General features: G+C 37.9%; 12 protein-coding genes, 1 pseudogene and 1 riboswitch. Of the genes and pseudogenes, 10 read left to right on the plus strand and 3 right to left on the minus strand.

Annotated features, from left to right (window positions below; all coding sequences use genetic code 11):
• Positions 1-5: 5 nt before the first annotated feature.
• Both Q5794_RS07605 and Q5794_RS07610 read right to left on the minus strand, forming a co-directional pair.
• Positions 6-959, minus strand: coding sequence for a carbohydrate ABC transporter permease (locus Q5794_RS07605; RefSeq protein ID WP_013082365.1), 954 nt, complete (start codon positions 957-959; stop codon positions 6-8).
• Entirely contained in the window at positions 943-1,923 is a 981-nt protein-coding gene (locus Q5794_RS07610) for an ABC transporter substrate-binding protein (RefSeq protein ID WP_374989202.1), read from the minus strand. Before Q5794_RS07610 ends, Q5794_RS07605 begins: the two co-directional genes overlap by 17 nt.
• Positions 1,924-2,066: 143 nt before the next feature.
• Between Q5794_RS07610 and Q5794_RS07615 the strand changes: the two genes are divergently transcribed.
• From Q5794_RS07615 to Q5794_RS07635, 5 genes are all read left to right on the plus strand, one after another.
• Entirely contained in the window at positions 2,067-2,246 is a 180-nt protein-coding gene (locus Q5794_RS07615; RefSeq protein ID WP_013056154.1) for a hypothetical protein, read from the plus strand.
• A gap of 223 nt (positions 2,247-2,469) precedes the next feature.
• Positions 2,470-4,407 carry an ATP-dependent DNA helicase gene (locus Q5794_RS07620; RefSeq protein WP_214985669.1) on the plus strand — a complete coding sequence of 646 codons (1,938 nt, stop codon included), beginning with the start codon at positions 2,470-2,472 and terminating at the stop codon, positions 4,405-4,407.
• A gap of 124 nt (positions 4,408-4,531) precedes the next feature.
• The gene (locus tag Q5794_RS07625; RefSeq protein ID WP_214985671.1) at positions 4,532-6,049 is read left to right on the plus strand and encodes a carboxypeptidase M32; all 1,518 of its coding nucleotides are present in this window, start codon (positions 4,532-4,534) and stop codon (positions 6,047-6,049) included.
• Between the two features lie 97 nt (positions 6,050-6,146).
• Positions 6,147-6,248: riboswitch (purine riboswitch) on the plus strand.
• Between the two features lie 103 nt (positions 6,249-6,351).
• Entirely contained in the window at positions 6,352-6,945 is a 594-nt protein-coding gene (locus tag Q5794_RS07630) for a xanthine phosphoribosyltransferase (protein ID WP_013056157.1), read from the plus strand.
• Position 6,946: 1 nt separating this feature from the next.
• Positions 6,947-8,257: a nucleobase:cation symporter-2 family protein gene (locus Q5794_RS07635; RefSeq protein WP_013082372.1), complete on the plus strand. Its 1,311-nt coding sequence runs from the start codon at positions 6,947-6,949 to the stop codon at positions 8,255-8,257.
• A gap of 127 nt (positions 8,258-8,384) precedes the next feature.
• Here Q5794_RS07635 and Q5794_RS07640 read toward each other — a convergent pair.
• Positions 8,385-9,244: pseudogene (locus tag Q5794_RS07640) on the minus strand (LysR family transcriptional regulator).
• A 130-nt stretch (positions 9,245-9,374) separates the two neighbouring features.
• Here Q5794_RS07640 and Q5794_RS07645 point away from each other — a divergent pair.
• The 5 genes from Q5794_RS07645 to Q5794_RS07665 all read left to right on the plus strand — a co-directional run bounded on the left by Q5794_RS07645 (position 9,375) and on the right by Q5794_RS07665 (position 17,614).
• A complete protein-coding gene (locus Q5794_RS07645; protein WP_214985916.1) occupies positions 9,375-10,799 on the plus strand; it encodes an NAD-dependent succinate-semialdehyde dehydrogenase in 1,425 nt (474 codons plus the stop codon).
• A 397-nt stretch (positions 10,800-11,196) separates the two neighbouring features.
• A complete protein-coding gene (locus Q5794_RS07650) occupies positions 11,197-11,739 on the plus strand; it encodes a GNAT family N-acetyltransferase (RefSeq protein ID WP_214985675.1) in 543 nt (180 codons plus the stop codon).
• Positions 11,740-11,963: 224 nt separating this feature from the next.
• A complete protein-coding gene (locus Q5794_RS07655) occupies positions 11,964-13,049 on the plus strand; it encodes a type III polyketide synthase (RefSeq protein WP_214985677.1) in 1,086 nt (361 codons plus the stop codon).
• A gap of 5 nt (positions 13,050-13,054) precedes the next feature.
• Positions 13,055-13,612, plus strand: coding sequence for an isoprenylcysteine carboxyl methyltransferase family protein (locus Q5794_RS07660; RefSeq protein ID WP_214985679.1), 558 nt, complete (start codon positions 13,055-13,057; stop codon positions 13,610-13,612).
• A 384-nt stretch (positions 13,613-13,996) separates the two neighbouring features.
• Positions 13,997-17,614 carry a dynamin family protein gene (locus tag Q5794_RS07665; protein ID WP_374988938.1) on the plus strand — a complete coding sequence of 1,206 codons (3,618 nt, stop codon included), beginning with the start codon at positions 13,997-13,999 and terminating at the stop codon, positions 17,612-17,614.

Genomic DNA, 17,614 nt, shown 5'->3' on the forward strand with positions numbered 1-17,614 from the left:
TCCTTTTACATTTTGGTCAAGCGAAGTACGCGAAATTGAAGAAACGTTAAAAGAGCAATCACAATCATAAATACAACTGAAATGGCAGAGGCATAGCCGAAACGAAAATTAATAAAAGCTTCGTGATAAAGCAGTGTCGAAAGAATTTCAGTTGAGTTGGAGGGACCTCCATTTGTCATTGCAATGATTAAATCAAATGCTTTAAAACTTTGTATGGTCGTATAAGCCACAACCATTGTCGTAGCTGGAGCTAAAAGAGGCCACGTAATGCGCTTGAATTTTTGCCATCTTGTTGCTCCATCAATACTAGCAGCTTCATATAACTCACTGGGAATAGCTTGAATTCCAGCTACAAAAATAATAAGCATTTGACCAGTATGTGCCCAAAATTGTACAAAAGCCAAGCTGTAAATTGCGATATGCCCATTTCCAATCCAAGACTGGGTCCAATGCTCAAGGCCTATTTTACTTAAAAATAGGTTAACTCCTCCAATGTTGGGGTCATACATAAAGTTCCACGTGAAGGCAATCGACACGGACGAAATAATCGTCGGTACAAAAAAGAGTGAGCGATAAAATGTATTCCATGCAGAATTTTTATAAAGTAAAAGTGCAAAGCCTAAGCTCAATAACGTTTGAAAGATCAGCACGCCAATTGTGAACTTTAAGTTGTTTGTAAGAGACTGTGTAAAAATAGCATCGTTTGTTAAAATCTCTTTGAAGTTTTGAAACCCTACAAATGAGAACTGAGAAGACAATCCATTCCAATCAGTTGTGCTTAAAAATAAAGCAGAAAGCGTTGGCAATGCAAAGAAAACAGTATATATGATAAAACCGGGAAGTAAAAACAACCATAGATGTCTGCTTTTAGAGATACTTTTAAATGAAAAGAGAGGAAAAGAGAACGAAGGGGTTCTCTTTTCTTCTTCTTGAATAGACGTATTAGTTTTTAGCGACACGTTCTACCTCTCCTTGTGCTTTTTCAGCAGCTTTTTTCGCTGACATACCGGATAGTACGTCCTGTACAGATGTTTCAACAGCTTTTGATACGCGCTCATTTAAAATTGTAAATCGAGGTTGGAAGACCGTTTTTGTGTCTTTCCATTTTGCGCTTTCTTTGAGTTCAGGTGAATCATATTTCACGTCTTTGACCGTTAATAACTGGCCCGTAGCATTCGCATACTCAGAAGAAATTTTTGGATCTGCAAGGAAAGTTAAAAATTTCTTTGCAGCTTCTTTGTGTTTTGATTTTTCAGCAACACCTAATAAGAATGTCGTGGTATGAACACCTTCGTATTTTGCTTTATCTTGATCCACTGTAATCGGTGCAAGCAAACCTTGATCAATCTTCGGATTTTGCTGTTTGACTGTAGCCATCATATAAGAACCTTGAGCAAGCATTGCGCCTTTTTCCTGAGCAAAAAGTGCTGCAGCACTTTCTTTTTTCGTACCAAGAGCATCTTTTTGGAAGTAACCTTTGTCATTTAATTCTTTAATTTGAGATAGGGTTTTGATAAACCATTCATCAGTTAGCTTGCGCTTGCCCGTTTCTACTTCGTGAAGGGCGTTGTTTGTGGGTTCGTTATTCATAATCATTGGATTAATAAATTGAGAAGGACTTACGTCTCCTGAAAATAAAATCGGCGTGTATCCATTTTTCTTTAATGTTTCAGATGTTTTTAAAAAGCTATTCCAATCTTTAGGAACATCCAAATTTAGTTTTTCAAAAATGCCTTTGTTATAGACAGGGATGTTATAGACTAGCTGATAAGGAAGAGCATATTGCGTATTATCCGCTTTACCCGCTTGGATTAGCTTTTCGTCAAATTTGCTGAGTAAGTTTTGGTCGTCCAGCTTTGCAAAACCGTTTGCTTTGCGAATCGTTTCAAATTGACTTCCTGGAAAACTAGCAAATACATCGATACCTTCTCCAGATAGTAGAGATCAATGAAAGAAGCCATTTATTAAGCCAGAGATGCTGGTTTTGAGAATAAAATAAACAGCTGGTGTATAGAATGATAGTATTCACTTTTATAGTAAGCACTACAGAGAGAGGATGTTTATAAATGGATAGAAACACGCAGTTCACTATGATTCGTCAAGCGTTGGAAAACAGCTATCATTTAATGCAGCAGGGAATAGAAGTAAGCGGAGAGACGCTTACTCAGCTGGAACAAGCAAAAGCCGAGTATGAAGCGGCCTTTTTATTGTCTCAGTCCACGGACTCAAAATTCCGCTGTAATTAATTTTTAATAGCACTTATTCCGTTTGCGTTCTATACACTCAGCTTTTATACAAAAAGGTTCTGTCCTTACAGGCAGAACTTTTTTATGTTCAGCTCTTTTTATTGACATTTTAGATAAAGTAGTCAATAATTAAGTTTTGCTTACATGAGAAATTTACTAGATAAAAAGAAGTGAAGCTAATTTTTATTGATAGATATTTACATAAATAAAGGAGTCAGTATCGATGATGAGAGAGCGGTTGCCTTTTACAATTGAGCGGGATGAAAACTTTTTTGACAAATTAAATGAATGGATAGGTGATGTTTTTTATGATCATCTTCCAGACGCTGGGTTAGAACTTCGGGATGAACAAATTTTTATGGCTTTTCAAATCGAACGAGCTTTTAAAGAAAAAAATGTAATCTTTGCAGAAGCAGGTGTAGGAACAGGGAAAACCATTGTGTATTTACTGTACGCTATTTGTTATGCAAGGTATATTGGCAAGCCAGCTATTATTGCCTGTGCGGATGAAACATTAATTGAACAGTTAGTAAAAGCCGAAGGAGACATTGCAAAGCTCTCTGGTATTTTAGATATTAACATGGATGTTCGCCTAGCAAAATCTCAAGATCAGTATCTGTGTTTAAAGAAATTAGATGCTGTGACAGCACGAACAGATAATGAAAACATTGAAGAAATTTACGATACGCTTCCTGATTTTGTTCATGATCATAGCGGTATGCAGTCGTTCTATCACTACGGAGACCGTAAAGAATATCCTCATTTAACGGATGAGGAATGGAATCAAATTAACTGGGATACGTTTCAAGACTGCTCTTCCTGTGAGCAGCGTCATAGATGCGGCTTAACGCTTTCACGTGAGCACTATAGAAAAGCACATGACATAATTATTTGCTCTCACGATTTTTACATGGAGCACATTTGGACATATGAAGCCCGCAAGCGTGAAGGACAGCTTCCGCTTCTTCCTGAAAGCAGCTGTGTTGTATTTGATGAAGGTCACCTGCTGGAATTTGCTGCACAAAAGGCTTTAACATATCGCATTCAAGAAGATACGTTAGAAAACTTGTTGACGCGTCTATTAGAAAATGACGTGCGAGAAGAATTTGCTGTGAAGATCGAGCACGCTATCGATGTGTATGCAATGTTCTTTGACCGTTTAAGTGAAGCAAGCACAGAAATCGTTGGTTCTAGCCGTAAAGAAGTAGCCCGCACAAACGGATTACAAAGTGTAGGAAAAGAACTTTTATCGCTGCTTGAGCATATCGGAAACGAGCTTGTGTTTGAGAGTGAGACATATACAGTAGACGAATATACGCTGCGAATTGTAGATGAGTACCTAGATCAAATTGATTATTCGCTGCGTTTATTTATGGACAACGAAAATGCCATCTACTGGGTGGAAGAAAACAACTGGCAGCTGACGTTGGTTATTATGCCGCAAGCAGTAAAAGACGTCTTAAAAGAACGAGTATTTGCGAAGAGAATACCATATATTTTCACTTCTGCCACTCTTTCAGATAACCAATCGTTCGATTATTTAGCATATAGCTTAGGGATTGCAAAGCCGCTTTCTTTTTCCGTTGAATCGCCATTTGATTATGATGAGCAAATGAAAATTGCGGTAAAAAATGTTTCGGATGATCAAGAAGAAGCGTTTGCTGAAAAATTCGCCTTTGCTGTTGCTCAGCTCGAAAAAACAAACGGACGAGCACTTCTATTGTTTAACAGCAAAGAAGAACTAGAGATGTTCAAAGAAGTTTCCAAAGAGTTAAATCAGTACACATTTTTATTTGAAGGCGATCAAGAGATCAGTAAATTAGTATCTCAGTTCCAAAGGGAAGAAGAAACGGTTTTATGCGCTGTTCATTTGTGGGAAGGATTGGATATTCCTGGACCTTCGCTATCTAATGTAATTATTTGGTCTCTGCCGTATCCGCCAAATGATCCGGTCTTTGAAGCAAAGCGCAATCAAGTAGTCGATCCATTTTGGGATGCAGATATGCCGTATATGCTTCTTCGCTTAAAGCAAGGAGTTGGAAGACTGATTCGCTCTCATAACGATAAGGGTCTAATCACGATCTTTATGCCAAAAAGCACAGATTCAAAAGTACGTTCAATCATTGAACAAAATGTCCCAACGAAAATAGAAAACGTATAAAAAAGCGCGGTTGTAGCCGCGCTTTTTTATATACTTAATAGATTGAATATTCAGTTATATACACGCCGTTACTATTATGATAAAATAATTTATGGTGAAATAAGGAAAGTAAGGAGGAAAAACAATGAGAGAAGACATACAGAAAATTGAGAAACAGTTTTATGAATACATGAATAAAATCAAAAGTTATCACGAGGCAATCGGAGTGATGTACTGGGATTTGAGGACGGGTGCTCCAAAAAAAGGGGCGGATCAGCGTTCTGAAGTTATTGGCATGATGTCATCAGAAGCGTTCAATCTTTCTGTTTCTGATGAAATGGCAGGTTTTATTGAGAAATTAACAAACCCTGAGTTACAGCCTTACATAAACGATATTACGAAAAAAGCAGTGGAAGAATGTAAAAAAGAATATGACTTAAATAAAAAGATTCCTCCGCATGAATATAAAGAATACGTTACATTAACTTCAAAAGCTGAGTCGGTTTGGGAAGACGCAAAAGAAAAAGCAGATTTTGCTTTATTTCAACCGTACCTCGAAAAAATTGTAGCGTTCAATCAGAAGTTTGTGGAGTATTGGGGGTATGAAGGAAACAAATATAACCGTTTATTAGACCTTTTTGAACCGGGGATGACGGTTGAAATCTTAGACGAGGTATTTGGAAAGCTACGGGAGAATATTGTGCCTCTTGTTCAGCGGATCGCGGGGTCGAATACAAAGCCAAATACGGAATTTTTATTCCGTACTTTCCCAAAAGAAGCGCAAAAGCAATTTAGTCTAGACGTGTTAAAAACGCTTGGCTATGATTTTGAAGCGGGGCGACTTGATGAAACAGTCCATCCTTTTGCTACTGGCTTAAACCCGGGAGATGTGCGCATCACGACTAAGTATGCTGAAAACGATTTCCGAACGGCTATTTTTGGAACGATTCACGAATGCGGCCATGCTTTATATGAGCAGAATATTTCAAAGGATCTTGTCGGTACGGTTCTATGTGAAGGTACTTCAATGGGAATTCATGAATCACAGTCGCTGTTTTTTGAGCAGTTTGTCGGGAAAAATAAAGCATTTTGGCAGCATCATTACGACGTCCTAAAAAAGCATGCGCTGGGACAATTTGACGATGTAGATTTAGAAGATTTTTACCGAGGAGTAAATGAGGCGAAACCGTCGCTTATTCGTATTGAAGCAGATGAGTTAACGTATCCTCTTCATATTATGATTCGCTATGAGATTGAAAAAGGATTAATAAACGGAGAATATAAAGTTGCAGATTTACCGGAAATTTGGAATGAGAAATACGAAGAATATTTAGGAGTTCGTCCAAGTCACGATGGAGAAGGCGTGCTTCAGGATGTACACTGGGCCGGAGGAAGCTTTGGGTACTTCCCTTCCTACGCTCTTGGCTATATGTACGCAGCGCAGTTTAAGCATACCATGTTAAAAGACTTGCCCAATTATGATGAACTCCTCGAAAAAGGAGAAATTTCGCCAATTACAAATTGGCTAACAGAACATATTCATCAGTACGGAAAAATGAAAAAGCCTCTTGAAATTTTAAACGATGTAACGGGAGAAGGCTTAAATGTAGATTATTTAATTCAGTATCTAGAAAAGAAATATGGAGAAATTTATCACGTATAAAAAGCGCTATAACCGAATATTATGTTTTGTATCACAAGTAAATGTTCGAAAATATAGTTTTTAGATATTTTCAAATAAAAGATTTGCTGATATAATACAATTAACTCAATAACGCACTCATATAATGACGAGAATAAGGCTCGTAAGTATCTACCAAACTACCGTAAATAGTTTGACTATGGGTGAGCGATGAAGTTTGTTTTTCACTTTTGTGCGTAAAAGCTCAAAAACATTGCTCTACTCATATACGAGTGCAGCTATGTTTTTGAGCTTTTTTAATACAAACGTTGGAGGAACGAACTATGAAAGCTTTGCAAAACAAAATTTTAACAGATGGTATCGTATTATCGGACACGGTTTTAAAAGTAGACACATTTTTAAACCACCAAATGGATCCTGTATTAATGAAAGAAATTGGAGAAGAATTCGCTTCGCGTTTTGAAGATGCAGGAATTACGAAGATTTTAACGATTGAATCATCAGGAATTGCTCCAGCGATTATGACCGCATTGAAGCTAAACGTTGAGATGGTGTTTGCTAGAAAAAGAAAATCTTTAACACTTCAAGACGGACTCATTACATCAAAAGTATATTCATTTACAAAAAAAGAAGAAAATGAAATTTCAGTTGCTGATAAATTTATTCAAGAAGATGACGTGATTTTAATTATTGATGACTTTTTAGCAAACGGCCAAGCTGCATTCGGCTTGATGGATATCGTGCAAAAAGCAGGTGCTAAAGTAGGCGGCATTGGTATTGTTATTGAAAAAGCGTTCCAAGATGGAGGAAAACAAATTCGTCAATCAGGCGTTAAAGTAGAATCATTAGCACGCATTCAGTCTTTATCAAATGGTAAAGTGACATTTGTTGAAGATAAACCAACAGTGGAGGTTTAATATGAATAAAGGAAAAGTCTTTTCACTTGGTTTACAGCATGTTTTAGCTATGTACGGAGGTGCGATTGTTGTTCCGCTTATTGTTGGAGGAGCCATTGGCTTGACTCAGCAGCAGCTTACGTATTTAGTGGCGATTGACTTATTTATGTGCGGTGTGGCAACGCTACTGCAAGTATGGAAAAATCGTTTTTTTGGAATTGGTCTTCCAGTTGTATTAGGGTGTACGTTTACTGCCGTAGGACCTATGATTTCAATTGGAGGTTCTTACGGCGTATCCTCCATATATGGTTCTATTATCGTGGCTGGTTTACTCATCGTCCTTCTTTCTGCTTTTTTAGGTAAATTGGTTAAGTTTTTCCCTCCTTTAGTTACAGGTTCGGTTGTAACGATTATTGGAATTACGTTAATTCCCGTAGCGATTAAAGATTTAGCCGGAGGAGAAGGAAGTAAAGATTTTGGCAGCTTGAGCAATTTAGGTTTAGGTTTTGGCGTTTTGCTATTAATTATTGTTCTGTATCGATTTACAAAAGGATTTATGCGCTCCGTCTCTGTGTTATTAGGATTAGTTGTTGGAACAATTGCAGCGTCTTTTATGGGAAAAGTCGATTTTTCCGGCGTAAAAGAAGAAGCGTGGGTTCATATGCCACATGTGCTGTACTTTGGGATGCCAACTTTTAATATTATGGCCATTCTGACAATGTTCCTTGTTTTACTTGTTGGCATTGTCGAGTCAACAGGCGTTTATTTTGCCGTTAGTGATATTTGTAAAAAAGAAGTGGATGAAAAAGATTTATCTAAAGGCTATCGTGCAGAAGGATTGGCGATTTTATTAGGCGGATTTTTTAACGCATTTCCTTATACAGCGTATTCACAAAATGTAGGGCTTTTACAGTTGTCAGGTGTTCGCACAAGAAATGTTGTATTTGCAGCGAGTGGAATTTTAATCGTTTTGGGTTTTCTACCTAAAATCGCAGCCGTGACGACAGTTATCCCGAGCTCTGTACTTGGTGGAGCAATGGTAGCTATGTTTGGAATGGTAATCTCTTCAGGTATTAAAATCCTTAGTCAAGTTGATTTAGCAAAACAAGAAAACCTTCTTGTGATTGCATGTTCGGTTGGCATGGGTCTAGGGGTGACGGTTGTACCTGAACTCTTCAAAAACTTACCAGAGAGTCTTCAAGTTCTTACTGGAAGCGGTATTGTAATGGGGAGTTTTACAGCAATCTTTTTAAATATTGTCTTTAATATGATGAAATCACCACGTACGCAAGTTGCAGAAACAAAGCTAACAAATGAAGTAGTATCGAAATAAAAAGAGGCTAGAACAAAAGTATTTTAGTTGAGAAGATCCGGACGATTAATCGTTCGGATCTTTTCATTGTCATGGTGCAACAAGCGATCCATAGTAGATCATTCATCCAATTTGTTCGTCTTTCCTATTAAGACCGTGTTTTGAAAAACAGTGTATAAAGCATTTTTCCCACGTCAGGGTTTTTTGCCACTAATGAAATTTTTCTTTTGAATTTGAAGTCTGTAATGGGTAACGCTTTAATATTGGAGCTTTGTAAATGGCGCATGAAAATTTCAGGGAGAATTGAAATACCTAAATTAGCTGAAATAAATCCGAGAATACTTTGTGCAAATTCAATTTCATTGGCAATGGAAATTTTTAAGTTATGACGCTTGTATGCTTTTTCTACTAGTGTCCGAACATCGCACCCTGGGGGAGAACTACAATGGGTTCTTCTTTGAAATCTTCAAATGATACGCTTTCTTTTTCGGCTAACGGGTGCTGATCATTCACAAATAAATAAAAGTCTTCTTTGAACAATAGTTTTGACCAGTAAGTATGTTGAACCTCTCGATCATCAAATAAAGCCCCGTCAATTTGATTGCTTTCTAACTGCTCTAACAAATCATAATAGTGATGCGAGGTTTTTATATCAATATGGCGATTGTGGTCTTTAGCAGAAGCCAGTTGATAAGGTAAGTAAAAAGCAGCCATACTCTGCCACGTTCCGATAGTTAAATCACAAGCTTCTTGCGTAGACACTAATTTTTTTTGAAGAGCATGAACGCTTGATAGTATGGATTCACCTTCTTGTAAAAGAATTTCACCTGCTGAGGTTAATTCTACTCCTGTAGCGGAGCGAATAAATAATGTTACTCCTAAATCTTCTTCTAGTTTTCTCATTTGCTTACTGAGCGCGGGCTGCGTCATATGCAGCTGTTCGCTTGCTTTGCTTAAGCTTTTTGTTTTGGCTGTTTCAATAAAAGACTCAAGCCATTCTGTTTTCATATTTATCACCTATAACCTTTTGTTATACCCATAGTATAGAAGGGAAGTTCTCATAAATCAATGAAGATGCTAGTGTATATAGTGTAGTTAACACAGCACAAAGAAATTCACACAACTAGGAGGATGAATGATGTATCCAAACAAACTATATATTAACGGTGAATGGACAACGACAGAAGAGAAAATTGATGTGATTAATCCAGCAACAAAAGAAGTTATAGGACAAATTCCAAAGGCAGGCGCAAAGGAAGCAGCTTCTGCAGCCGATGCAGCGGCTGCAGCTTTTAAAACATGGTCGAAAAGAACCGCTCAAGAGCGCAGTGCTATTTTAATGAGATGGCATCAACTAATTGAAAATCATAAAGATGAACTAGCAGAAATTATGACAACGGAACAAGGCAAACCATTTGCAGAAGCAAAAGGTGAAGTGCAGTATGGCAATGATTATATTGCTTGGTTTGCTGAAGAAGGAAAGCGTGTATACGGTGAAACGATTCCAGCTCATCATACCCATAAACGTATTACGGTTAAAAAACAGCCTGTCGGCGTTGTAGCAGCTATTACACCATGGAACTTCCCTGCAGCAATGATTACGCGCAAAGTGGCCCCAGCTCTTGCAGCAGGATGTACAATTGTTCTAAAACCATCTGAAGAAACACCATTTACAGCATTTCGTTTAGTAGAGCTCGCAGAAGAAGCGGGAGTTCCAAAAGGTGTGATCAATGTTGTTACTGGAGATGCAGCAGCTATTGGCGACACATGGCAAAAAGACGGACGCATCCGAAAACTAACATTTACTGGTTCAACAGCGGTTGGTAAACATTTAATGCGCGGTGCTGCGGATACTGTGAAAAAATTATCGCTGGAATTAGGCGGTCATGCACCGTTTATCGTAACAGAAAATGCAGATTTAGACGCTGCTGTAAACGGCGTAATTGCTTCTAAGTTTGTCAACGCAGGTCAAACGTGCATCTGCACAAACCGCGTATATGTACAAGAATCCATTGCAGATGCTTTTGTTGAAAAATTTGCAGCAAAAGCGGCGGAATTAACAGTAGGAAATGGATTAGAAGAAGGTACACAAGTTGGACCGTTAATTAACGACAAAGCGGTTGAGAAAGTAAAAGCACAAATTGCGGATGCAAAAAGTAAAGGAGCTAAAGTTGTGGTTGGCGGACAAGCTATAACAACTAAAAACGGTTTCTTTATGGAGCCGACAATTATTACAAATGTAACTGATGACATGAATTGCATGTTTGAAGAAACGTTTGGACCATTGGCACCTGTAGCAACATTCAAAACAGTAGAAGAAGCTGTAGAACGAGCAAACAATAGCCCTTATGGTTTAGCCGCTTACGTATTTACAGAAAACATTAAAGAAGCAACATTTGTATCTGAAGAGTTAGAATACGGCATCGTGGGAGTAAATGACGGCTCTCCATCTGCAGCTCAAGCTCCATTCGGTGGCTTTAAAGAAAGTGGTCTTGGACGTGAAGGAAGTCATTACGGCATTGAAGATTATTTAGAAGTAAAATATATCTCAATGGGACTTTAATAAAAAGTAGAGGCTGGGACAACAATATTTTATTCGAAGTGAAATACGAACTAGCAACTAATAATCAAAATTATTGGTTGCTAGTTCGTATTTTTTTGTTGTGAAGGTGGACGTAGCTTTCATATGTTTCGTTGTGTTCCAGCCTTTTTTTATGCACTTTTGTAAAGAAAATTTGGAATAATAGTTCTTTAACGCAATTAATTGCATTTCTAGGATGTCTGTGCAAGAATAAATATTTCAAAAATGGTTTAGCTTTGTTTAAAGCGTGGGTAATACAACAAATGCACATGATTGCTTGTTAGATGAAATGAAAAGCAGAACTTTACCACTGATAAATTACGCAAGCTAGAACCAAAATAGTAGTACTGAATAGTGAAAAATATAGGAGTTGATATAGATGATTACAGCAGAGAAAAACATAGTGAAATTTAAAGCAAAAGACGGACGTGAAGTCACTATTCGTCCTGCACAGGCAAGCGATGCAGAGCATATTACAACAGCGGTAAGAGAAATTATTGGGGCGGGGGAATTTATTCAAAAAGATGAGCCGCGCACAGTCCAAGAAGAGCAAGATTTTATTGCATCAGTAGAAAAGAACAATCACATGTACGTTGTAGCTGAAGTCGAAGGTGAAGTGCTTGGAATTGCACGTGTTCTTAGAGGCGAAATTAAAATGAAGCGCCACACGGGGCTCTTCCGTACATGGCTTATTTCAAAAGCACAGGGAATGGGAATAGGAAAACAATTTATGAATTATACGCTAAACTGGTGCAAAGAAAATAATCTTCACAAACTTTCTTTAACTGTGTTTGCTTCGAATAAAGTGGCATACGAATTGTATAAAAAGGTAGGATTTGAGCAAGAAGGCGTCATGAAAGAACAAGCTTATTTCAACAATGAATATGTAGATGAAATCTATATGTCCATTTTCTTTTCATAAAAAATAAGCACTTATTTTCGTCAATCCATAAATTGTATCTGTACATTCAGATTATTTGCGCTATAATAAAAGTGCACAACAAACATACACTTCTTCAAAACGTAGACTTTCCTGAGTTACAGGAAAGTTTTTTTATGTTTTGCCTCCATTCCACTAAAAAAGAATTGAATAAATCCCCAGCTATTACAAATGTTAAATGTAACGCAATCAAAGAGGTGAAGTGTATGCCAAAGATTATCTCAGTTGGATTTGGAGTTCCCCCTTATGAATTAACTCAGCAAGACACGCTGCTATTTGCAAAAGAACTTTTTTCTGAATCGTTTAAAGATATTAATCGTCTGCTAACCGTTTTTCAAAATGGTCAAATTGAGAAACGTAATTTTGCCAAAGACTTATCTTGGTTTCAAGAAGACCATACATTTGAAGAAAAAAATGATGCTTTTATAGAATCTGCTGTTGAATTAGGTACAAAAGCAATTGAAGACTGCTTAACAAATAAGAACTATGTAAGTCCCCCTTTGCCGTGTGGAGAAATTGAGGCTATTTTTTATGTTTCAACAAGCGGTTTAGCTACGCCTAGCATTGAAGCGCGAATTATGAATAAGCTTGCGTTCTCAGACCATACAAAAAGAATTCCTATTTGGGGATTAGGGTGTGCTGGAGGAGCGTCTGGGCTTTCAAGAGCTTATGAGTATTGCAAAGCCTTTCCGCGTGCCAAAGTCCTTGTTTTATCCATTGAGCTTTGCAGTTTAACTTTTCAGCGAAATGATCGTTCAAAAAGCAACTTAATTGGTACATCTTTATTTGCAGATGGAGTAGCGGCTGCTTTAGTTGCAGGTGACGAAGCTGATACCACTTTTGCCCTTGCAAAAAGCTATCCTTACATTTTACATACACAATCGACGCTCATGCCCAATTCAGAAGATGTAATGGGGTGGGAGATTAAAAATGATGGACTATTTGTTGTCTTTTCAAAAGATATTCCCACGATTATCGATTCGTGGTTAGGCGGGGAAGTTGAGTCATTTTTACAAACACAGCATTTGACCAGTCGCGATTTGAAGCATTTTGTTGCTCACCCTGGAGGAAAAAAAGTGCTTGAAGCATATGTATCAACGCTGTCGCTAAACGAAAATATGATTGCTGATTCCCTAGATGTACTTAAAAACCATGGAAACATGTCTTCGGCAACCGTTTTGTATGTGCTAGACCGCTTTATGAAGAAAGAAATTTCGAGTAAAGAATACGGTTTATTAACAGCTCTTGGCCCTGGATTTAGTTCTGAAATGCTTCTATTAGAGTGGAGGTAAAGCGGTTGTTTTTTTATAGCTTTTTTGTATTTATTATCTTACAGCGTCTGTGTGAATTGGTTATTGCCAAAAGAAATGAAGCTTGGATGAAGAAGCAGGGAGCACACGAAGCTGGTCAAAGTCACTACAAATGGATGGTAAGCATGCATGCCGCTTTTTTTGCTGCTCTTTTTACGGAAGTATATGTATTAAACGATGGAATGTATCACTTTTCTTTTTTGTTGTTTAGCTTTTTTGCGCTTGTGCAACTTGCAAGAATATGGGCTATTTCTTCGTTAGGAAAGTATTGGAATACAAAAATTATCATTTTGCCTAATGCGAAGGTTGTGCTAAGAGGTCCTTATCGTTTTATGAAGCACCCTAACTATACAGTAGTAGCGGCAGAATTGGTGTTAGTTCCGCTTATGTTTCAGGCATACTGGACGTTAGCTATTTTTTCTGTTTTCAATTTGTGTATATTAGCCGTCAGAATTCCCTTAGAAGAGCAAGCGTTAACGAATGAAACAAATTACGGCGAAGTGATGCAAAACAGGGGACGTTTCTTTCCTGTAAAAAAATCTTAAAACTAATTGAAAATGATTATCTTTCATGATAAGATAAAACAAATGATAAAGATTATCAATTTCATCAAGTAGAAACGGTGGTGGACGTAATGGTTAGTCTTTTTGTGATCGGAGCACTTGCTACATATGTTGGCGTCACAACGTATGTAATGAAAAATATTGAAAAAGCCCAAAAGGCGTAACATACATGCGATGAATAAAAAGTACGATGCAAAGCTGTCAAATTATTGACAGCTTTTTTTATTGTTTTTGTAACTAAAAATTCAGTTTTTTATGGGAAAACGCATGCGAATCAAGTAAAATAGAGAAAGAATAAGCAGAAATGAAGCTGGATAGAGAACATTTAAATACAGTCTTGAATGAGGCAAAAGGGGTAGAGTAATAATGGGTAAAGTGAGTGTGAAACATCAAGAAAATCTCCGATTGGAAGCATCTCTTTTTCATTTACATAAGCAATTTCAAGCAGCTGGAGATGAACAGCAGGCAGCAAAAGCAATACAGCTGTTAAAAAAGTGGGTGAACGGCGAATTTGTTGTAGCATTTTGCGGACATTTTTCGGCTGGAAAATCGAGCATGATTAACGAATTAATGGGGCAAGCAATTTTGCCTGCAAGTCCTATTCCAACAAGCGCAAACTTAGTATCAGTAAAAGCTGGGGATGAGCATGCAACCGTTTATTACCGTAAACAGCCGCCGGTGCGTTATGAAGCACCTTATGAGTATGAGCAAATTAAGCAGTTTGCTGTGGATGGAGATGAAGTAGAGTCCATTCATTTATCGATAGATACAGATGCTATTCCCAAAAATGTTGTGGTGATGGACACACCAGGAATTGATTCAACAGATGATGCGCATCGTGTATCGACCGAGTCAGCTCTTCACTTAGCGGACGTTATTTTCTACGTGATGGATTATAATCATGTGCAGGCAGAATTAAATCTTCAATTTGCAAAACAGCTGCAAGAAGCTAATAAAACGCTTTATTTAATTGTAAATCAAATCGATAAACATCAAGAAGATCAGCTAACATTTCAAGCATTTAAAGAATCTGTAGAAACGTCATTTTTAAAGTGGAATGTGAGACCAGAAGGAATCTTCTATACGTCGTTAAAAGAGCCAACCAACCGTCATAATGACCTTTCGTACGTAAAATCTCTATTACTTGCTATGATGATGGAAAAAGAAAACCGACATCAGCATATTCAACATGCGATGCAAATGTTAATTGACGATCACCTTGCCTTTATTGAAGACCAAGAAGAAGAAAAGTTAACGATTCATGACGAGCTGCGCCATAAGCTGACGCTTGAGAACCATGAAATGAATAAGCAGCAAAAAGAGCAGCTTCTCGAAAAAGAAGCGGAAATAAGGCGTGCTGAAAAGCAGCTAGCAGAAACGTACCAACAAGAAACAGGTAAGATACTAAGCAACGCCAATTTAACACCATATGAAATGAGAGAAAAAGCTAGGCTGTTTTTAGAAACGACAAAGCCTGATTTTAAAGTAGGACTTTTATTTGCTAAGAAAAAGACCGAGGAAGTAAAAAAAGAGCGGCTGACGTTATTTTTTGATGATATGAAAGAACGAGCAGCTTCTCAGCTGCAGTGGCACTTGCAGCAATATGTGCAAGAGCTGGTGAAAAATCAAAATCTTACCGACCCGGATCTTATACGCCAGGTTCACCAGTTTGAAATCCCGTTAGAGCCGCATGATTTAATTGAAACGGTAAAGGCAGGAGCTACGATTAATGGTGATTATGTTTTAACGTATGCAAAAGATGTAGCCGATCATATTAAGAAAAAAGCGACGCGATTATTATACGAGCTTTATGCGCAAATCGAACAGAGCAAAATCGAGCAAGATGAAGTAAAGCGTGAAAAAATTTATCAACACTTGCAGGAATGTGAAGCATTTGAAGAAGCGTATACGTCTCTTCAAGAAATGAAAGCAAAATTGGCACGTGCAAAAGCTTTGCTTCAATCTTTACAGCAAACTGATGACGACCTAACGGCAGAAGATACAAACGAGTTGTCATATATGTTACAAGAAGAATATGAAACGGGCATCATGAAAGCTGAAGAAAAGCAAGAAGCTGTGAGTGAGCAGCAGTTAGTTTCACAGCCTGAGGAAGCTGTGCATGAAACAGGAACAGAAAAGGTTCTTCAAGATGTATCAGCTGTTCTCGAACAGCTCCGTTCATTTGGAAAGCTAGACCGCTTTATTAACAGGCTTCAAGAAAAGCGTAAAAAGCTATCAAATCAAACGTTTACCGTAGCTTTATTCGGAGCATTCAGTGCCGGTAAGTCATCTTTTGCTAATGCGTTGATTGGAGAAAGATTACTTCCAGTATCTCCGAACCCAACAACAGCAACCATCAATAAAATTATGCCTCCAACAGAAAAACGGCCGCATAAAACGGCTGTTGTGCAAATGAAAACAAACGAGCAGATGATCCAAGATTTAAATGGTGCACTTAAGCTGTTTCATCATGAAGTAGAATCAATTGACGAAGCGCTAACAATTATTCCAACCCTGCAGGCAACAGAAGAACTGCAGCTGCATTTGTCGTTTTTACAGGCAGTAGAAAAAGGCTACGGCGAAGTCAAGCAGCATATCGGTTCAGAAGTAGTAGTGGATACAGAAGGATTTCATGATTATGTAGCCAAAGAAGAAAAAGCGTGTTTTGTTCAATTTATTAACCTGTATTATGACTGTGAATTTACTCGCTTAGGCATTACGCTCGTTGATACACCTGGAGCTGATTCAATCAATGCGAGACACACGGGAGTAGCGTTTGAGTATATCAAAAATGCAGATGCCATTTTATTTGTAACGTATTATAATCATGCGTTTTCAAAAGCTGACCGCGAATTTCTTATTCAGCTTGGCCGTGTAAAAGATGTATTTGCGCTTGATAAAATGTTTTTCTTAGTAAATGCAGCGGACCTAGCCAGTTCGGATACAGAGCTGCAGTTAGTTCAGACGTACGTAAAAGAGCAGCTTGAACAGTATGGTATACGCTTTCCGCGCTTATACCCGGTATCAAGCTTACAGGCTTTGCAAAACGACGAGGATAAAATGTTTCTGCCATTCAAAAATGCGTTTTACCGCTTCATAAATTATGAATTACCAGAGCTGGCTATCCAAAGTGTTTATGCAGATTTCGAACAAATTTTAGCAGTTGCCAATGAAATGAAACAGGTGCAAACAAAATCAGAAGTGGATAAAAAGCGATACATTCAATCTCTTCACATAAAAAATGAGCAGGTAGCAGCAAAACTGCATGAAATTCATTTTGAATATGAACAACAGCAGTTTGACCGAGAATTAGAAGAGCTTTTATTTTATGTAAAAAAACGTCTGTTTGTGAGGTACGATGACTTCTTTAAAGAAGCCTTCAGTCCGGCAAACTTAAGGGATGATCGAGGTGAAAAGCAAAAGCAGCTGCGCCTGTGTTTGCAGGAGTTGTTAACGTCTATTTCCTTCGACGCAACGCAAGAAGTGCGTGCGACCACTTTGCGAATCGAAAAATACATCGTAAAATTAATCGAAGACTGGCATCGAATGATCATTACAAAGCTACAGCGCTATGAACCGACGTTTACTCCAACGTTGAACTCGTTAGAGCCTCCAAATGGCAGTGAAGTTGTGACAAGTCATCAATTTGATGAGAATGAATCGTATCAAAAAGAGCTTTCACTGTATAAAAACAATAAAAGCTTTTTTGAAAAAAATGAGAAAGCAAAGCTTCACGCTGCTTTACTAGAACGTATTAAGCCGGATGTTAATCACTACATTGCGAAAGAAGAAGCCGTTCTTCATTCACACTATACCCATTTAGTGAATCAGTACGTTTTAGCGCATAAACAGTCTGTATCTGAAGAATGGTATGATTATTACAAACAGCTGCAAGCGGCCGTGTCTGAAGAATTTCCAATTCAAGAATTGGTAAGTACAATGACGGTGCTAGAACATGTATTGGAGGAAAGAAAGGGTCATTAA

Source organism: Priestia megaterium (assembly GCF_041941685.1).
In the GTDB taxonomy this organism is placed as follows: Bacteria; Bacillota; Bacilli; order Bacillales; family Bacillaceae_H; genus Priestia; species Priestia megaterium_C.